This window comes from Rhodopseudomonas palustris, from assembly GCF_003591005.1.
In the GTDB taxonomy this organism is placed as follows: domain Bacteria; phylum Pseudomonadota; class Alphaproteobacteria; order Rhizobiales; family Xanthobacteraceae; genus Rhodopseudomonas; species Rhodopseudomonas palustris_K.
Map to the genome: position 1 here is coordinate 144,672 of NZ_QYYD01000008.1, position 17,479 is coordinate 162,150.

The 17,479-nt window shown below is 64.5% G+C and carries 15 protein-coding genes; 9 read left to right on the forward strand and 6 right to left on the reverse strand.

The genetic code is table 11. From position 1 onward, the window contains the following. Window positions 1-5 precede the first annotated feature (5 nt). From D4Q52_RS09815 to D4Q52_RS09825, 3 genes are all read right to left on the reverse strand, one after another. Window positions 6-320 (reverse strand): PilZ domain-containing protein, encoded by a 315-nt coding sequence (locus tag D4Q52_RS09815; protein WP_119856369.1) that lies wholly within the window; start codon window positions 318-320, stop codon window positions 6-8. Between the two features lie 13 nt (window positions 321-333). After that, window positions 334-795, reverse strand: a complete 462-nt coding sequence (locus D4Q52_RS09820) for a hypothetical protein (RefSeq protein ID WP_119856370.1) — start codon at window positions 793-795, stop codon at window positions 334-336. 705 nt (window positions 796-1,500) lie between these two features. Next, window positions 1,501-3,969, reverse strand: a complete 2,469-nt coding sequence (locus D4Q52_RS09825; protein ID WP_425328470.1) for a phosphoketolase family protein — start codon at window positions 3,967-3,969, stop codon at window positions 1,501-1,503. 210 nt (window positions 3,970-4,179) lie between these two features. On the opposite strand from D4Q52_RS09825, the gene D4Q52_RS09830 reads away from it, so the two are divergent. Then, the gene (locus D4Q52_RS09830) at window positions 4,180-4,830 is read left to right on the forward strand and encodes a BON domain-containing protein (protein WP_119856372.1); all 651 of its coding nucleotides are present in this window, start codon (window positions 4,180-4,182) and stop codon (window positions 4,828-4,830) included. 591 nt (window positions 4,831-5,421) lie between these two features. On the opposite strand, the gene D4Q52_RS09840 is transcribed toward D4Q52_RS09830, so the two are convergent. Together D4Q52_RS09840 and D4Q52_RS09845 are read right to left on the reverse strand one after the other, a co-directional pair. Next, window positions 5,422-6,870 carry a serine/threonine protein kinase gene (locus tag D4Q52_RS09840; protein WP_119856373.1) on the reverse strand — a complete coding sequence of 483 codons (1,449 nt, stop codon included), beginning with the start codon at window positions 6,868-6,870 and terminating at the stop codon, window positions 5,422-5,424. A 5-nt stretch (window positions 6,871-6,875) separates the two neighbouring features. Beyond that, entirely contained in the window at window positions 6,876-7,616 is a 741-nt protein-coding gene (locus D4Q52_RS09845) for a metallophosphoesterase family protein (RefSeq protein ID WP_119856436.1), read from the reverse strand. A gap of 223 nt (window positions 7,617-7,839) precedes the next feature. On the opposite strand from D4Q52_RS09845, the gene D4Q52_RS09850 reads away from it, so the two are divergent. The 6 genes from D4Q52_RS09850 to D4Q52_RS09875 all read left to right on the forward strand — a co-directional run bounded on the left by D4Q52_RS09850 (window position 7,840) and on the right by D4Q52_RS09875 (window position 13,583). Further along, a complete protein-coding gene (locus D4Q52_RS09850) occupies window positions 7,840-8,271 on the forward strand; it encodes a hypothetical protein (protein WP_119856374.1) in 432 nt (143 codons plus the stop codon). A gap of 134 nt (window positions 8,272-8,405) precedes the next feature. Beyond that, window positions 8,406-10,100 (forward strand): magnesium-protoporphyrin IX monomethyl ester anaerobic oxidative cyclase, encoded by a 1,695-nt coding sequence (gene bchE / locus D4Q52_RS09855; RefSeq protein WP_119856437.1) that lies wholly within the window; start codon window positions 8,406-8,408, stop codon window positions 10,098-10,100. A 7-nt stretch (window positions 10,101-10,107) separates the two neighbouring features. Continuing rightward, the gene (gene bchJ / locus D4Q52_RS09860) at window positions 10,108-10,779 is read left to right on the forward strand and encodes a bacteriochlorophyll 4-vinyl reductase (RefSeq protein WP_234831138.1); all 672 of its coding nucleotides are present in this window, start codon (window positions 10,108-10,110) and stop codon (window positions 10,777-10,779) included. A 26-nt stretch (window positions 10,780-10,805) separates the two neighbouring features. Beyond that, the gene (gene hemN, locus D4Q52_RS09865; RefSeq protein ID WP_119856376.1) at window positions 10,806-12,155 is read left to right on the forward strand and encodes an oxygen-independent coproporphyrinogen III oxidase; all 1,350 of its coding nucleotides are present in this window, start codon (window positions 10,806-10,808) and stop codon (window positions 12,153-12,155) included. A gap of 266 nt (window positions 12,156-12,421) precedes the next feature. Continuing rightward, on the forward strand, window positions 12,422-12,724 hold the full coding sequence (locus D4Q52_RS09870) for a preprotein translocase subunit YajC (protein ID WP_119856377.1): 303 nt from the start codon (window positions 12,422-12,424) through the stop codon (window positions 12,722-12,724). A gap of 205 nt (window positions 12,725-12,929) precedes the next feature. Continuing rightward, on the forward strand, window positions 12,930-13,583 hold the full coding sequence (locus tag D4Q52_RS09875) for a hypothetical protein (protein WP_119856378.1): 654 nt from the start codon (window positions 12,930-12,932) through the stop codon (window positions 13,581-13,583). Between the two features lie 95 nt (window positions 13,584-13,678). Here the strand turns inward: D4Q52_RS09875 and D4Q52_RS09880 are convergent, their stop codons facing one another. Then, the gene (locus tag D4Q52_RS09880) at window positions 13,679-13,954 is read right to left on the reverse strand and encodes a metal-sensitive transcriptional regulator (RefSeq protein ID WP_119856379.1); all 276 of its coding nucleotides are present in this window, start codon (window positions 13,952-13,954) and stop codon (window positions 13,679-13,681) included. A gap of 215 nt (window positions 13,955-14,169) precedes the next feature. On the opposite strand from D4Q52_RS09880, the gene D4Q52_RS09885 reads away from it, so the two are divergent. Further along, window positions 14,170-16,728, forward strand: a complete 2,559-nt coding sequence (locus D4Q52_RS09885; RefSeq protein ID WP_234831135.1) for a heavy metal translocating P-type ATPase — start codon at window positions 14,170-14,172, stop codon at window positions 16,726-16,728. 150 nt (window positions 16,729-16,878) lie between these two features. Beyond that, window positions 16,879-17,466 carry a hemerythrin domain-containing protein gene (locus tag D4Q52_RS09890; RefSeq protein WP_119856381.1) on the forward strand — a complete coding sequence of 196 codons (588 nt, stop codon included), beginning with the start codon at window positions 16,879-16,881 and terminating at the stop codon, window positions 17,464-17,466. Window positions 17,467-17,479 lie beyond the last annotated feature (13 nt).

The window sequence follows — 17,479 nt, forward strand, 5'->3', positions numbered from 1 at the left end:
AAACGTCACGTATCGCGATCGTCTCGTCCCCCAGCCCGGCCGGGCTTGCTCCTGGTGTTGAGGAAACGCACGTCGATTTCAGAGCCGTTGACGCGGATCAGTTCACAACGCCGATACGCCAGGCCGGTCGACGACAGCAGCAGGAAGAACTCCTTGAGGTTGAGCCCTTCGATGGAGCCCTCGAGTTCGAGTTCCGCCTCGTTGTTCGATACCGATTTGAGCACACAGCTCCGCCGCCACGTGCCGTCGATGCCCATGATCCAGACAGGGTAGCCACGGCCGAACACCACACGATCGGCACCGACAGTCTCCGAGGTCAATCCGAGCCCTCCATCACCGGCCGAAGGTACTCATCGGTTTCACCCCACCGGCACGACCGGACGCAGCGGCCGAACTCGCATTCGGCAGATCGACGCCGCGACGCGTCGGGCAGACCTTGTAGCTGTCGGGCAGGCCGACCATCGTCTGCGCTGCACCGAGCGACAGGCACCACCGGATTCGCAGACGACGCCGTCCGGCACGCATCAATTCCGGGCGTACGCCGTCGTTGACATGATCGAACGGCGTCTTGTCGCGGAAAGCGCGGATCTCGTTGCTGATAATCGCTTCGACCACGCAATGGATCAGCGTCTCCGGGCGATCCTTTATCTTCCGGACAAGTTCGCTGATACACGGCACGCCAATCCGGCGGGCGAGCAGCAGCAGCCGGCTCTCCAGCCGAGAATACGTGTCGGCCGGCAGCATCAGGCCGGAGCGACCGTTCAGTGCTTTTTGCAGATTGTCGAGTGGGGTCATGCGAAGCCTCGCAGGCACGGTCGCGCCCCGCGGATGGCGGAGAAGCGGATGCGTCGGGCTGCGCTCTGCGGCTGGGCTTCGACCCCACCCTGCGGTCGCGCGGTCCGCCGGTCCGACGCGGGCGCCGGCGCGATCTCCAAGCCCAGCCAACCGGCCGGCTCCGCGATGCACGTCGACCTGGTCAACCTCAAAGCGCCTTTCTCGACTGTCCGGCTGCGGCCGGATGACCGCCTTGATCCGAAACTCACTGACGTTCGCTGTAGCGCGGCAGACCTTCACTCTCGTTAATTTTGCGCTCGAAGCCTTACCCGCGTAGTCCAAACGAGGCCCGACGGCTAAGCCGGAGATTGTCGCCGATCGCTTTTCGGGTAAATGCTTCAATTTTCGAATATGCGATTGATCGCACGCATCGCTATGCTGCGCCAGTCGGCGTGGCCAGGCTGCAATTTTAGTTGCGAGCGGAGCGCGGGCCGCAGACGTCGCGCGACCAATGGACGACCGGCAGGCCGGGGACGTTACCGCGCAGAGAGGCCGGCGGGATGCGCAGCGAGGCGAGGCCTCGTCGCGCGCTTTCATCGGCCCGCCCCCTTTGACGCATTGCGGGCGCAGGCTCAGCATTCCGTCGCCCGAGTGAGGCTCCGCGCCTCATGCTGCGGTAGACGGCGGCTAATCAGTTCGCCGGCTATGCCACCGAGCGATCGCGGCTTAGCCCTGCCAGCGCCAGTCGCGTACCTCCGGCATGTCGTCGCCGTGCTCGGCGATGTACAGCTTGTGCCGCTGCATCGTCGACCAGTAGCGCGCGGTCGCGGCTTCGACCTCACTGGCGAGGCGGGGGATCCGACGGATTGCATCCAGCGCCAGGCGGTAACGATCGAGGTCGTTCAGCACCACCATGTCGAACGGTGTTGTGGTACTGCCCTCCTCCTTGTAGCCGCGCACATGGATGTTGAAGTGATTGCGCCGGCGATAGGTCAGCCGGTGGATCAGCCACGGATAGCCGTGATAGGCGAAGATCACCGGCTTGTCGGTGGTGAACATCTCGTCGAAGCGGCGGTCGTCGAAGCCGTGCGGGTGCTCGGAGCTCGGCTGCAGCACCATCAGGTCGACCACGTTGACGACGCGGATGCGGATGTCCGGCACGTATTGGCGCAACAGCGTGACGGCCGCCAGCGTCTCCACCGTCGGCACGTCGCCGGCGCAGGCCATCACGACATCTGGATCGCCGTCGTCATTGCTGGCCCATTCCCACACGCCGGCGCCGGCCGAGCAGTGACGGACCGCATCGTCCATGTCGAGCCACTGCCATTCCGGCTGCTTGCCGGCCACGATGACGTTGACGTAGTTGCGACTGCGCAGGCAGTGATCCGCCACCGACAGCAGCGTGTTGGCGTCCGGCGGCAGATAGACCCGGACCACGCTGGCCTTCTTGTTGAGGACGTGGTCGATGAAGCCGGGGTCCTGATGCGAGAAGCCGTTGTGATCCTGCCGCCAGACATGCGACGTCAGCAGGTAGTTCAGCGAGGCGATCGGCCGCCGCCACGGGATCGACGCGCACGCCTTCAGCCATTTGGCGTGCTGGTTGAACATCGAGTCGACGATGTGGATGAAGGCCTCGTAGCACGAGAACAGGCCGTGACGTCCGGTCAGCAGGTAGCCCTCGAGCCAGCCCTGGCACAGATGCTCGCTCAGCACCTCCATCACCCGGCCGTTCGGACCAAGCGCGACATCGACGCTTTCGATATCCGCCATCCATTCCTTATCGGTGACTTCGAGGACGCCGTCGAGCCGGTTCGAGGCGGTCTCGTCGGGCCCGAACAGCCGGAAGTTCTGGGTCTCGAGATTATCTCGCATCACGTCGCGCAGGAAGCTGCCGAGGACGCGCGTTGCTTCCGCCTTGACGGAGCCCGGCGCCGATAGCGCGACCGCGTAGTCGCGGAAGTCCGGCATCGACAGCGGCTGCAGCAGTTCACCGCCATTGGCGTGCGGATTGGCGCCCATCCGGCGATGGCCGGTCGGCGCCAGCGCCGCAAGCTCGTCGCGGAAGCGGCCGTTCGCATCGAAGAGTTCGTCGGGCCGGTAGCTGCGAAGCCACTCCTCCAGCAGCGTGATGTGTTCGGGGGTGTTGAAATTGGCGATCGGCACCTGATGCGCCCGCCAGGTGCCCTCCACCGGCTTGCCGTCGACCTGCTTCGGCCCGGTCCAGCCCTTCGGCGTCCGCATGATGATCATCGGCCAGCGCGGCCGCGCGGTGACGCCTTCATGCCTCGCCGCCGCATGGATCGCGCGGATATCGGTCAACGACTTCTCCAGCGCCGCGGCGAGCGAATGATGCACGATCGCCGGATCGTCGCCCTCGACGACGATCGGCTCGTAGCCGTAGCCGCGCATCAGATCGGTCAATTCCTGCCGGCTGATCCGCGCCAGCACCGTCGGGTTGGCGATCTTGAAGCCGTTGAGATGCAGGATCGGCAGCACGGCGCCGTCGCGCGCCGGATTGAGGAATTTGTTGGAGTGCCAGCTCGTCGCCAGCGCGCCGGTCTCGGCCTCGCCGTCTCCGACCACGCAGGCGACGATCAGATCCGGATTGTCGAACGCCGCCCCATAGGCATGCGCCAGCGAGTAGCCGAGCTCACCGCCCTCGTGGATCGAGCCGGGAGTTTCCGGAGACACATGGCTCGGCACCCCGCCCGGCCACGAGAACTGCCGAAACAGCCGCTGTAGACCATTGCTGTTGCGCTCGATCGCCGGATAGCGCTCGGTATAGGAGCCTTCGAGATAGGAATTCGCCACCAGCCCGGGACCGCCATGGCCGGGACCGATGATATAGATCATATCAAGATTGTGCGCGGTGATCATCCGGTTGAGATGCACATAAAGCAGGTTCAGTCCCGGTGTCGTGCCCCAATGGCCGAGCAGCCGCGGCTTGAGATGCTCGAGCCGCAGCGGCTCCTGCAGAAGCGGGTTGTCCTGCAGATAGATCTGCCCGACCGACAAGTAGTTCGCGGCCCGCCAATAGGCGTCCATCTTCTGCATCAACTCGTTTGACAACACGTCCGACATCGCTTTCTCCGCCTCTGCATTCCACCGCGCCGGCGCACGGAGCGCCGCCGACCTTCCGCTGGTCGAGCCACTACGTCCGAGTTCGCGACGGCAAGTGTCAGCAGGAGGTGACATTGCCGCATGCGAACGGAACGCATTGCAAGGCCCGGACCATCCCGGAGATGGTCGACGAGGGAATTGTTGAGATTACGGCGATGAAACCATGATGACAGGTTTGACGCAGATCAACCACGGCGTCGCATTCCGTTGATTGGGATCAATGTGTTTGACCTTCAACCACGGAAGATGCCGCGCGTTCGCGCAGCGGAACTTCAGAGGCCAAGCATGTCTGAGTCCCAGCTCCGTCAAAGCATCCTTGACGAGTTCGAGTTCGATCCCAGCTTCAACAGCGGACATATCAACGTCGCTGTCGAACGCGACGTCGTGATCCTCACCGGTTACGTGATCAGTTATGCCGAGAAGCTTGCGGCGATCGCGGCGACACGCCGCGTCAAGGGCGTGCACGCGATTTCGGAGCACATCGAGGTTCGCTATCCTTTCACCAAGACGGCGGACGATCGCATCGCGCAGCGCGCGGTCGATATTCTCGACTGGAATGTGCTGGTGCCGGCCAGCTCGATCGACGTCCAGGTGGAGGATGGCTGGCTGACGCTGAGCGGCCGGGTCGATTGGCACTACGAACGTGCCGCGGCCGAGGATGATGTCCGCAAGCTCGTCGGCGTCGTCGGCGTCACCAACAACATCGTCATCAACAACCCGATCGACGATCATACGCAGATCAGGGCCTGTCTGGAATCCGCGCTCGAACGTCACGCCGAAATCGCCTCGAAGGGCATTCGCGTCACGGTGAAGAACGGCAACATGGTCGTGCTTGAAGGCAGCGTCGAGACCTGGGACGAACGCCGCGCCGCCCAGAATGCGGCCTGGTCGACCCCTGGCGTGGCGGCGGTCGACGATCGGCTGATGATCAGCTGATCGTCGGCACACTTTTAGGCCTCGACATCCGCTTGCGTCATTACGAACCAACGGGTCGGCGCTCTATTTAAACCCCGGCGTCTCCCCGTCATTGCGAGGAGCGAAGCGACGAAGCAATCCAGCGCAGTGCTCGGCGCTGTGGATTGCTTCGCTGCGCTCGCAATGACGGGGAGAGGCTTTCGCTTTGGAAGATCGGACCAATCGCCTGACGTGAATTGATCGCCTGACGTGAGGTGATTGTCGGCGCCCGATTTCACCTCCGGCGTCTCCCCGTCATTGCGAGGAGCGAAGCGACGAAGCAATCCAGCGCAGTGCTCGGCGCTGGATTGCTTCGCTGCGCTCGCAATGACGGGGAGAGGCTTTCGCTTTGGAAGATCGGACCAATCGGCTGACGTGAGTTGATTGCCTGACGTGAGTTGATTGCCGGCGCCCGATTTCACCTCCGACGTCTCCCCGTCATTGCGAGGAGCACCCGGATCGGCGCTTTGCGCCGTCCGGGCACAGGCTCCGCGACGAAGCAATCCAGCTCCGGGCTCGGCGCTATGGATTGCTTCGCTGCGCTCGCAATGACGGGGGAGGTCTTACTTACACTCACACGCTTTTACGGCTATCCTGCGCGTCCGCCGGCTTGCCTGATCTCGTCAGCCGCAGCGCGGGGTCGCGGACGATGGTGACGGTGCAGTTGGCCTCGCTCGCGACCTTCGCGGAGACGCTGCCACCGAGGGTGCGCAGCATTGAGTTGCGGCGGGCGCCGATCAGGATGTGATCGACCCGGCTCGCTTGCGCGAACTCCAGGATCGCCGAGGCCGGATCGACCGCCTCGAGCACATGCGCGGTCAGGCGATCCTCGGACAGCTTGAGCGGCTCGGCCCAGTGCCGCAGCGCCACCAGCCGGTCCACGTGTTTGTTGTGGCCGTGTTCGTCGAGCGTGCGGTCGATCGTCATCCGCCCGAGCTTCAGCACGTTGAGACAGGCGAGCCGCGCCGACGGCAGGGTCGCGAGAATGCGGCCTGCGGTGATCCGCAATTCATCGTTGAGGGCCGCAGAGCCTTCGGAAATGTCGATCGCCACCGCGACGATCGGCGCCGAGGCGAGATGCGCGGCGAGCGTCTCGCGGCGCGGCCGCGTCAACTCCTTGTTGAAGCGGCGGCGCAGCACGGTGCGCAGCGGATCACGCTTCAGCTTCTCCGACCGCGTGGTGAGCTTGACTGCGCCGGGATGCGTGAGATCGAACACCAGTTGCGCCGCCGTCGGGTAGCGCCACTGCGGCTGAATCTCCAGGCAGCGCAGCACGACTTCCTGCAGCCACGGCGGATAGTCCGGCCGCAATTTGCGCGGCGGCACCGGATCGCGCCACAACCGCCGGCGCATGCCGTACATCGTTTCGGTTTCGCCGAACGGGCGGGTGCCGGTGGTGAAGAAGTAGAGCAGCACGCCGAGCGCAAACAGGTCGCTGCGCGGATCGTTGCGCACGCCAAGCAGGCGCTCCGGCGCCATGTAGGGCGCGGTGCCGAACGGCAGCCGGAATTCCTCCTGCATCAGATCAGGCAGTTGATCGCTGCAGGCGAGGCCCATGTCGAGCATCACCGCCTCGCCGCTCGGGCGAAACATGATGTTGCTCGGCTTGATATCGTGATGGATGACGTGCTGGCGATGCAAGTCGGCCACTGCCACGGCGACCTTGGCGGCGATCGCGACCGCTTCGTCATAAGGTAGCGGCAGATCCGGCAGCCGCGCCAGCAGCGGCTCACCGGCAATCCGCTCCATCACGATATAGGGGTGCCTGGAGAAATCGGACAGCGCCACGAACTGCGGCACGTGCGGCCCGGAAAGCCGCGGCATCAGCATCTGCTCCATCTCGAAGCTGACGATCGCGGCCGGGTCCTCGCCCTCGCCGGTGCGCGGGATCTTCATCACCATCGGCATCGGATTGTCGTTGCGATGGACGGCGAACAGCGACGCCATGCCGCCGCGATGCAACGCGCCCTCGATGACGTAGCCGTCGACGCTGCTGCCGGGCTCGAACGAAGGCGCATCCATGGCGATCAGCGTCCCACGAGCAGCCGCTCGGCGAGCCAGACCGGCAGGCCGTTGTCGCGGATCCGCCGCGCTGCGCCCTCGACGTCATAGGGCACGCGGCAATAGGTGAGTTCGTGCTTGGCGGTGTCGTACAGCGCGTAAGCCGCTGCAGGGTTGCCGTCGCGCGGCTGCCCGACCGAGCCGAGCACGGCGAGCCATTGCCGGCCGGGCAGCAGATGCACCGGTACGTCGCTGGTCGGCACGAAGGTGGTCATCTTGCCGGTGACCGACAGCGAATACAGCGCAGGCTTGTGCACGTGGCCGCAGAACGTCACATGCGCCGCGACCGATTGCATGCTGCGCGACGCAATCGAGGTGTCGGTGACGTAGATCCAGCCCTCCGGCCGCGTTGCTTCGGAGTGGACGAACAGCAGATTGCCGTCCTCCTGCTTCATCGGCAGATCGGCGAGAAACCGGCGCTGCGTCACGTCGAGCTGGCCGCGCGTCCACTCGATCGCCGCTTCCGCCTCGGCGTTCATCTGCACCTTCGGATTGCCGATCGCACTGTCGTGATTGCCCAGGATCGCCAGCGCGCCGTCTCCGACCAATTCGATCACCGCGCCCACGACCCAGTCGGGATCGGCGCCGTAGCCGACATAATCACCAAGCAGCACGAATTTCTCCGCGCCCTGCTCCCGCGCCTGAGTCAGGCACGCCGTGAAGGCCTGCCGGTTGGCGTGAATGTCGGCGAAAAGCGCAAGCAGCAAGTCCACCTCCCAATGTCTGATCCGCTTTGCGAGCGGCTGTCTTTTGGCAGCGCGAGAGCCGAGCTCTCACCCGCGTCGGGATGCGATCAATGCGGGCCGAAGCCGTTCGAACACAACCAGCTGTCTTTGATCCAACGCAACCCGGCCGTGCTCCTTGATCTGGCGCAATGGGATGCAGAACCTCGCTGAGTATATCAGCAAACCAGTCGCGTTGGAGGCACCCATGACTGCATCCGGCCATCCGAAGCACAACAACGCGCCCGTCATCGATGCCGTCGCCGCTGTCGTCGAACAGTGGGAAGAAATCACCGCCAGTCCGGCTGAACTCGAAGCGTTCGGACGCGCGATGGCCAATATGGTGAAGGATCTCGGGCTGTCACCCGCCGAAGTGCGCGCGCTCGCCACCAAGGGCAGCAGCGCCAAGGAACTACCCTGCCTGCTCGACGCGCTTCGCATCAGCATCCGCGCGCTCGCCGAGAAGGAGCCGATGCTGCTCAACGATCTGCGGCGCACCTGCGCGATGTGCAGCCATAAGCAGGAGTGCGACGCGGACATCGCCGCAGGCACGCTGGTGCCGGCCTACCAAAACTATTGCCTGAACGTCGATGCGATCGACGCGCTTCAACACGACAGCAACTTCACCGCGGAAACTTGACCGCTCGCAAGAGCGCGCGACTGCAAAAGTTGATGACCCGATCAACTACCAAAGCACCGTTTTGTTTGATCTGCGTCAATAATCATTGACACTTCGTGTGTCATCACTTCTTGACAATCACGGGAGAAATGTCAGTGCGCATCCTTCTCATTCACCCGAATTATCATTCCGGTGGCGCCGAAATCGCCGGCCACTGGCCGCCGGCCTGGGCGCCTTATCTGGCGGGCGCGCTGAAAGCCAACGGCTTCACCGACCTCAAATTCATCGACGCGATGACCGAGGACACCTCGGACGAGAAGCTCGCGAAGATCATTGCCGACTACCAACCCGACATGGTCGGTACCACATCGATCACGCCGTCGATCTACAAAGCCGAAGAGGCTCTGAAGATCGCCAAGCAGGTCAACCCGAAGATCGTTACCGTGCTCGGCGGCGTCCATGCTACCTTCATGTATCAGCAGGTGCTGAGCGAAGCGCCCTGGGTCGACGTCATCGTGCGCGGCGAAGGTGAAGAGATCGTGGTCGATCTCGCCCGCGCGATCGCCTCGGGCCAGTGGCCGGAAAACCGCGCCAGCATCAAGGGCCTCGCCTACACCGAAGGCATGAACGGCGAGAGCAAGATCGTCGCGACGCCGGCGGCGCCGACCGTCAAGGACCTCGACGCCATCAGCCCTGACTGGAGCGTGCTCGACTGGTCGCTGTACAAATACATCCCGATGAACACCCGCGTCGCGATTCCCAATATGGCGCGCGGCTGCCCGTTCACCTGCTCGTTCTGCTCGCAGTGGAAATTCTGGCGCGACTACCGCGTCCGCGACCCGAAGAAGGTGGTCGACGAAATCCAGGAGCTGGTCGAGAAATACCAGGTCGGCTTCTTCATCCTGGCCGACGAAGAGCCCACCATCAACCGCAAGAAGTTCATTCAGTTCTGCGAAGAGCTGATCGCGCGCGGCCTGAACAAGAAGGTGCAGTGGGGCATCAACACCCGTGTCACCGACATTTTGCGCGACGAACAGTTGCTCAAATTCTACAACGAAGCCGGCCTGATGCACGTCTCGCTCGGCACCGAGGCCGCGGCGCAGCTCAAGCTCGACCTGTTCAACAAGGAAACCAAGATCTCCGACAACAAGAAGGCGATCCGCCTCTTGCGCGAAGCCGGTATCGTGGTCGAAGCCCAGTTCATCGTCGGCCTCGATTCCGAGACGCCGGAGACGCTGGAAGAAACCTACCGCATGGCGATGGACTGGAAGCCGGACCTCGCCAACTGGTCAATGTACACGCCGTGGCCGTTCACGCCGCTGTTCAAGGAACTCAGCGACAAGGTCGAGGTGTTCGACTTCGCCAAGTACAATTTCGTCACGCCGATCGTGAAGCCGGCGGCGATGGAGCGCGGCGAGCTGCTCGACCGGGTGATGAACAACTATCGCCGCTTCTACATGTACAAGGCGTTCTTCTCCTATCCCTGGTCGGGCACCGGGCGCCGGCGGCGCTATCTGCTCGGCTGCCTGAAAGCGTTCCTCAAGGCCGGCTTCGAACGCAAGTTCTACGATCTCGGCCGCGTCGGCTATTGGGGGCCGCAGTCTAAGAAGAAGGTCGACTTCCATTTCGACGAGACCCGCAAGATCTCGCACGCCCAGATGGCCGATTGGGAAGCCAATGCCGACCGCTCGCGTAAGGCGGCGGCATCGCAAATGGCGATCGTCTCGGCCTGTGGCGGCGGCACCGAGCAGATGGAAGAGAGCGAAGCCGATGCCAAGGCCGCGCTCGCCAAATCCGTAACCAGCCGCATGGCGGACACCCATGACGCAGGTTCCGTCACACGCCACTGACAGCGGGATGCCGGCGGTGTCCGAGATCGGACCCAACGCCGTCATCCAACTGATCCACGCGCTCGACGCGGCCGGCCTCGAACCGGCCGCCGCCGACATATTCTCGGAAGCGGCGGCCAGCGACTGGCTTGCACATCCGCCGAGCGCGATGGTCGACGAGCGCCCGGTGGCCGCCATCCACCGGGCCGTGCGCAAGGTGCTGCCGCCGCTCCAAGCGGCTGCGATCCTGGCCGACGCCGGGCTGCGCACCGGCGACTACATCCTGGCCAACCGCATCCCCAAGCTGGCGCAGGCCGTGCTGAAGGTCATGCCCGCTTCGCTGGCCGCCAAGATGCTGACCAAGGCGATCACCGCCCACGCCTGGACCTTCGCGGGGTCGGGCCAGTTCTCCGCCAAGGCCGGTAAAACCGTCACGTTCGAGATCGCCCACAACCCGCTGTGCGCCGGCGAACACGCCGACCACCAGGTCTGTGTCTGGCACGCCTCCGTATTTCAACGGCTGTTTCAGGCGCTGGTATCGCCCTATACCCGGGTGACGGAAACCACTTGCGGAGCGCGCGGCGACGATTGCTGCCGCTTCGTGGCGGACTGGACCACGATACCGGATGCCGCAAACATCTACGCCAGCCGCCGATCAGCGCCGATCGCCGGCCCTTCCGAAACCATTTCCGCGCGTTGATCCGCGGGCGATGTGAGAGACCAGCAATGTCGTCTGCCCTCGACAAATACGCCAAGAGCTCCGTACCAAGGTACACCAGCTACCCCACGGCACCGCATTTCGCCAAGGAGTTCCCGGAAGCGGTGTATCGCGGCTGGCTAGCTCAGCTCGACACCGACGAGCCGATTTCGCTGTATCTGCACGTGCCGTTCTGCAAGCAGATGTGCTGGTACTGCGGCTGCAACATGAAGCTGGCCTCGAAATACGGTCCGGTCGCCGACTACGTCGAAAGCCTGATCGACGAGATCGACCTGGTGGCGGACGCGATGCCCGGCACCATGCCGGTACGTCATCTGCATTTTGGCGGCGGCACGCCGACGGTGATCTCTCCGGAAGACCTCGGCGCGATCATGACGCTGCTACGCGAACGCTTCGAGTTCGTGCCCGACGCCGAACTGGCGATCGAGAGCGACCCGCGCACGCTGAGCGACGAGATGGTAACAACCATCGGCGAACTCGGCTTCACCCGCGCCAGCTTTGGTGTGCAGGAGTTCGACCCCAAGGTTCAGGCTGCGATCAACCGCATCCAGCCGCCCGACATGGTGGCGCGCGCGATGGATCGCTTCAAGGCGGCCGGCGTGTCGAAGATCAACTTCGACCTGATCTATGGCCTGCCCTATCAGACCGCGGAAGATCTGCAACGTACCGTCGAGCAATGCGTCGAGATGCGGCCCGACCGCGTCGCGCTGTTCGGCTACGCCCACGTGCCGTGGGTCGCCAAGAACCAGCGGATGATCCCCGACGATTCGCTGCCGAAGTCGGAGCAGCGCGCCGAGCAGGCCGACGCCGCGGCGGAAGCCCTGGTCAAAGGCGGCTATGTACGGATCGGCATCGATCACTTCGCGTTGCCGGGCGACACGCTGGCGGTCGCGGCCAAGACCGGCGAACTGCACCGCAACTTCCAAGGCTACACCGCCGACGCCGCGCAGACTCTGATCGGCATCGGCGCCACCTCGATCGGCCGCACGCCGAGCGGCTACATCCAGAACATCGTCGAGACCGGCGCCTGGGCGCGCGCTGTCGCGGCCGGCAACCTGCCGGTGGCGCGGGGCCACGGCCTGACCAAGGACGACAATCTGCGCGCGCATGTGATCGAACGCATCATGTGCGACGGCAAGATCGACCTCGCCGCGGCGGGCCGCGCGTTCGGCTATGCCGACGACTGGTACGCCCCGGAGCAGGAAGCGCTCGCCGAATTGCAGCGCGACGGCGCGGTGATCTGCGATCACGGCAAGCTGACGCTCACGGCAGACGGCGTTCGGCTGTCGCGCGTGGTCGCCTCGGTCTTCGACACCTATCTGCGCAATTCGAACGTCCGGCATTCGATCGCGGTCTGACCGAGATCCGATCGCGCCCACAGCTGTCGATCCTGAACTCAACGCGCGCCCCCGGGTGCGCGTTTCGCTTTTGATGCACGTCAAATCGCGTCGGACGATCGGGTGCATAAGTACCGCAAGCGGTAATATATCACGGAGATGAGGTGTGACGGCGCGTCGTCTTAACGGAAAATCGCTCATGATCACGGCTACCTTGGCCCTGATCGCAGACCGTTAAGCTCCGGCGCCTATCGCTACCTGCGCCCAGTCCAATCGAGGGATCGATCATGACCCACAAACTCAAAGTCACCGAGGATATGGTCGCCAAGGCCACCGCTGCCTTCCGTGCGGCCGGTGGCAGCGACGCCGTTTGCCTGCGGGCCGCGCTCGAGGCAGCACTCGCGAACCAGACTTTTTCGGTCGGCGACGAAGTGACCGCGCATGGCAACGTGACTGGTATCATCCTTTCAATCAGCGGCGACGAAGCGCTGATCTCCTGGTCATGCCGCGGCAAGAGCGTCACCAAGCTGTCCGAGCTCGATCACATCGAGCACGCCGACTCGGTGTCGGCCGAGCATTTCGCCGCCTGATATCCGCCGAGCGCCGGTTAGTAGGTCAATATTGACCAGCCGGCGCCGAGCTAACCGCAAATTTCCCGATTTCAGCGGCAAACTCCACAGCTTGATAGCCGATCGCGAGCCGAGACCGGCGGTTTCAGGCCGCTTCGCTTGACAAAACCGCGTCATGGCGGCGGAATCCCGCAACTTAGGCGTGATCTGCAGCCCCAGGACGAGGATGACCGGTTTTCGAAAGCTCACCACGATACATCTGGCGATCGCGCTCGGCGCGGCGGCGCTGCCGTCGGCCGCGGGCGCCGAGTGGTGGCCGAACCGTGCACCGGTCGACTACGAAGACTGCATCGAGAAGGGTGAGAAGACAGCCGACAGCAAGGACGCCAAGGCGGCTCTCGCGACGCAATGCGACGCCAAGTTCGCAGGCCGCCGCAAACCCGGCGGCGGCTACACCTATTTCGATTTCATGCAGAACCGCAGCTTCGACATCGCCGGGCCGAACCCATCTGCCGAAGAACTGCGGAAGATGGACGAGCAATACACCGAATTTCTCGACCAGCGCCGCCGGACGATCATCGCGGCGGCCTTCGCGGAGCGGCAGCAGCAGATCGCGGCACTACAGGCGCAGCAGACGGTTGCGATCGCGCCGGAGACCAAGCCACGCCCAGCGGTCGAGAAGCCCAAGCGCGTCGCCGCCACGCCGCGTCGGCGACAGGCCAGCAACAAGCCGCACGCCAGCACCAAGCACCACGCGGCCCGGCCTGCGACGTACGCCTGCGAAGGCAACCCGGTGTCCTGCGGGCTGACAGGTCTGTCGAACAGCTTCACCGCGGTGAAGAGTTCGTTGTTCGGAACGACGGCCAAGACCGGCCGTTGAGAAGACCGGCCGTTGAGAAGACCAGCCGGCGCGTCGCGTACCGGCACGCGAAGGCTTGATCGATCGCAACACTGCTGCGCGAGAAACGGTTCAGATCAGCGGCCGGACCGCTGAATCACATCCATCAGTTCGGCGATCTTCTGGCGCTGATCGGTCTTGTCGCCGCTCGCAATCGCATGCTCGACGCAGTGCGCGACATGATCTTTGAGCACCTCTTCCTCCACCCGGCGCAACGCCGCGCGGACCGCGGAGATCTGGGTGACGATATCGATGCAGTAGCGGCCCTCCTCCATCATTTTGGAGATGCCGCGGACCTGCCCCTCGATCCTGCCGAGACGCTTCTGACATGCTGTCTTGATATCCGCTTTCATGCACGATATATACCCCTACACCGTATAGGTTTCAAGTCTGGAGTGATCCCATGCGTAGCGCCGACTCCATCGAAGGCACCACCGCGGCGACGGCGGCCGGATGTTGCGGTTCGGCGAAGTCTGAGGCGGCGGCGCCTAAGCAGGGCTCCTGCTGCGGCAACGGGGCTGATGCCGCGGCTTCCGTTGCGACAAAGGCGATCGACCCGGTGTGCGGCATGACCGTTGATCCCGCCGCCACCGCGCATCGCTATGAATTTGACGGCACGACCTATTATTTCTGCTGCGCGGGCTGCCGCAGCAAATTCGCAGCGGATCCGGCCGGCGTGCTCGCCAAGGCCGCGCAGCCAATGACGTTGCCGCCCAAGCCTGCAGCGAAGCTGCATCAACTGACCGACTTCGCCGCACCTGCGCCCTGCTGCGGCGGCCACGATCATGGTCACGGCCACGCCGATCACCACCACGATGCAACCCCGGCCGCCGGCAATGTCATCGACCCGGTGTGCGGCATGACGGTCGATCCGGCGACGGCGAAGCATCGCTTCGACTACCAGGGCCAGGCCTATTACTTCTGCGCCGCAAGCTGCCGCGGCAAGTTCGCCGCAGATCCCGAAGCGTATCTCGACACATCCAAGGCCAGGCCCGAGCCGGTGATGCCGGAAGGCACGATCTACACCTGCCCGATGGACCCGCAGATCCGCCAGATCGGCCCCGGCACCTGCCCGATCTGCGGCATGGCGCTCGAGCCCGAGCTGGTGTCGCTCGACAGCGGCCCCAATCCCGAACTGGTCGACATGACGCGCCGGTTCTGGATCGGGCTCGTGCTGACGCTGCCGGCATTCGTGCTCGAAATGGGCAGCCATCTGGTCGGCGGCCACGGACTGATCGACCCGGTCCTGTCGAACTGGATCCAGCTCGCCACCGCGACGCCGGTCGTGCTGTGGGCCGGCTGGCCATTCTTCGTGCGCGGCTGGCAATCCATAGTGACGCGTAACCTCAACATGTTCACGCTGGTCGCGATGGGCACCGGCGTTGCTTACGTCTACAGCGTCGTCGCGACGCTCGCGCCGCAGCTGTTTCCGCCCGCGTTCCGCGGCCATGGTGGTACCGTTCCGGTGTACTTCGAGGCTGCGGCGGTGATCACCGTGCTGGTGCTGCTCGGCCAAGTGCTCGAACTGCGCGCCCGCGAGGCGACGTCCGGCGCCATCAAGGCCCTGCTTGGCCTCGCGCCCAAGACCGCGCGAAAACTCGAGGCCGACGGCAGCGAGCATGAGGTCGAGATCGACAGCCTCGCAGTCGGCGACAAGCTGCGCGTCCGCCCCGGCGAGAAGGTGCCGGTCGACGGCGAGATCATCGAAGGCCGCTCCACGCTCGACGAGTCGATGGTCACCGGCGAGTCGATGCCGGTGACGCGCGAGGCCGGCGGCAAAGTGGTGGCCGGCACCATCAATCAGTCCGGCGGCTTCGTGATGCGTGCCGACCAGGTCGGCCGCGACACCATGCTGTCGCGGATCGTGCAGATGGTCGCACAGGCGCAGCGCTCGCGCGCGCCGATCCAGGGCGTCGCCGATCTGGTCGCGGGCTGGTTCGTGCCCGCAGTGCTGGTCGCCGCGATCGCCGCTTTCGCCGCCTGGGCGACGTTCGGTCCGGAGCCGCGGCTGACCTACGCGCTGGTCGCCGCCGTCAGCGTGCTGATCATCGCCTGCCCGTGCGCGCTTGGTCTCGCCACGCCGATGTCGATCATGGTCGGCGTCGGCCGCGGCGCGCAGGCCGGCGTACTGATCCGCAACGCCGAGGCGCTGGAACGGATGGAGAAGATCGACACGCTGGTGATCGACAAGACCGGCACGCTCACCGAAGGCAAGCCGAAGGTCACGGCCATCGTCACGTCCGGCGGCTTCGACGAAGCCGAGCTGCTGCGGCTCGCCGCCAGCGTCGAGCGCGCCAGCGAGCATCCGCTCGCCCACGCCATCGTGGCTGCCGCCACCGAACGCAAGCTCGAGCCCGCCAAGGTCGACGAATTCGATGCGCCGACCGGCAAGGGCGCGGCCGGCAAGGTCGAAGGCCGCGCGGTCGCGATCGGCACCGCGAGCTATCTCGGCTCGCTCGGCGTCGACACATCCGCGCTGCACGACAAGACCGAACAGATGCGCGCCGACGGCGCCACCGTCGTCAGCGTCGGCATCGACGGCAAGCTCGCCGGCCTGATCGCGATCGCCGATCCGGTGAAGGCGTCAACGCCGGGCGCATTGCAGGCGCTGGCCGCGGAAGGCCTGAAGGTGATCATGCTGACTGGCGACAATCGCACCACCGCCCAAGCCGTGGCGCGCCGGCTCGGCATTGCCGATGTCGAAGCCGAGGTGCTGCCCGATCAGAAGAGCGCCGTTGTCAGCAAACTGCGTCAGCAGGGCCGTGTCGTCGCGATGGCCGGAGACGGCGTCAACGATGCGCCCGCGCTTGCCGCAGCGGATGTCGGCATCGCCATGGGCACCGGCACCGACGTCGCGATGGAGAGCGCCGGCATCACGCTGCTGAAGGGCGATCTCGGCGGCATCGTCCGCGCCCGCAAACTGTCGCGCGCCACGATGCGCAATATCAGACAGAATCTGTTCTTCGCCTTCATCTATAATTCGGCCGGCATCCCAATCGCGGCCGGCGTGCTGTATCCAAGCTTCGGGCTTCTGCTGTCTCCCATCATCGCCGCGGCGGCGATGTCGCTGTCGTCAGTCAGCGTGATCGGCAATGCGCTGCGGCTTCGCGCGATCGATCTGAAGTGATCGTCTTCCGTCGTGCAGCGTTGTTGCGACTGATAGCCGCCGGCACTCGATTGATCTAACGCAAGGATCGGTACACGCCGCTCACTATCTTCGCGGTGGAATTATGCCGCAGCCGCGGTCTTTCCGGTCAGCGAGCAGTCGAGGTCGGCCATGTCACGAATGATTGAGATACTTCACGAAGAGCACCGCAACATAGCGAGGCTGCTCGGCGTGATCGAGCGCGAACTCGACGTGTTCGACCGGCGCGAACGGCCCGACTACGAGATCTTCCAGGCCGTGATCCAGTACTTCAAGGAGTATCCGGAACTCTGCCATCATCCGAAAGAGGACGTAGTCTATCAGATCCTCAAGGAGCGCAATCCGGCCGTCGCCGGTGCGGTCGGCGATATCGAGGCCGAGCACGTGCTGGAAGGCGAGCGCCTCGGCCGCTTCGCCCAGGTGGTCAATGACGTGCTGGCGGATCAGGAATTGCCGCGCCAGGCCTTCCACGCCGCAGCGACGGACTTCCTCGAGCATCAGCGCCGGCATATGGCCAAGGAAGAGCAGCTGCTGTTCCCCGCCGCGCTTGAGACGCTGACTGCCGAGGATTGGGCGAAGATCGACTCGCGGATCGAAGCCCGCAAGGATCCGATGTTCGACGGCGAGACGGCGCAGAAATTCCAGAACCTCTACGCGACCATTCTGCGCTGGGAGCAGGAAACCGAAGAAGACCGCGGCCGCGCCGCCGCGACCCGGTAGCTATCTCGGTCGC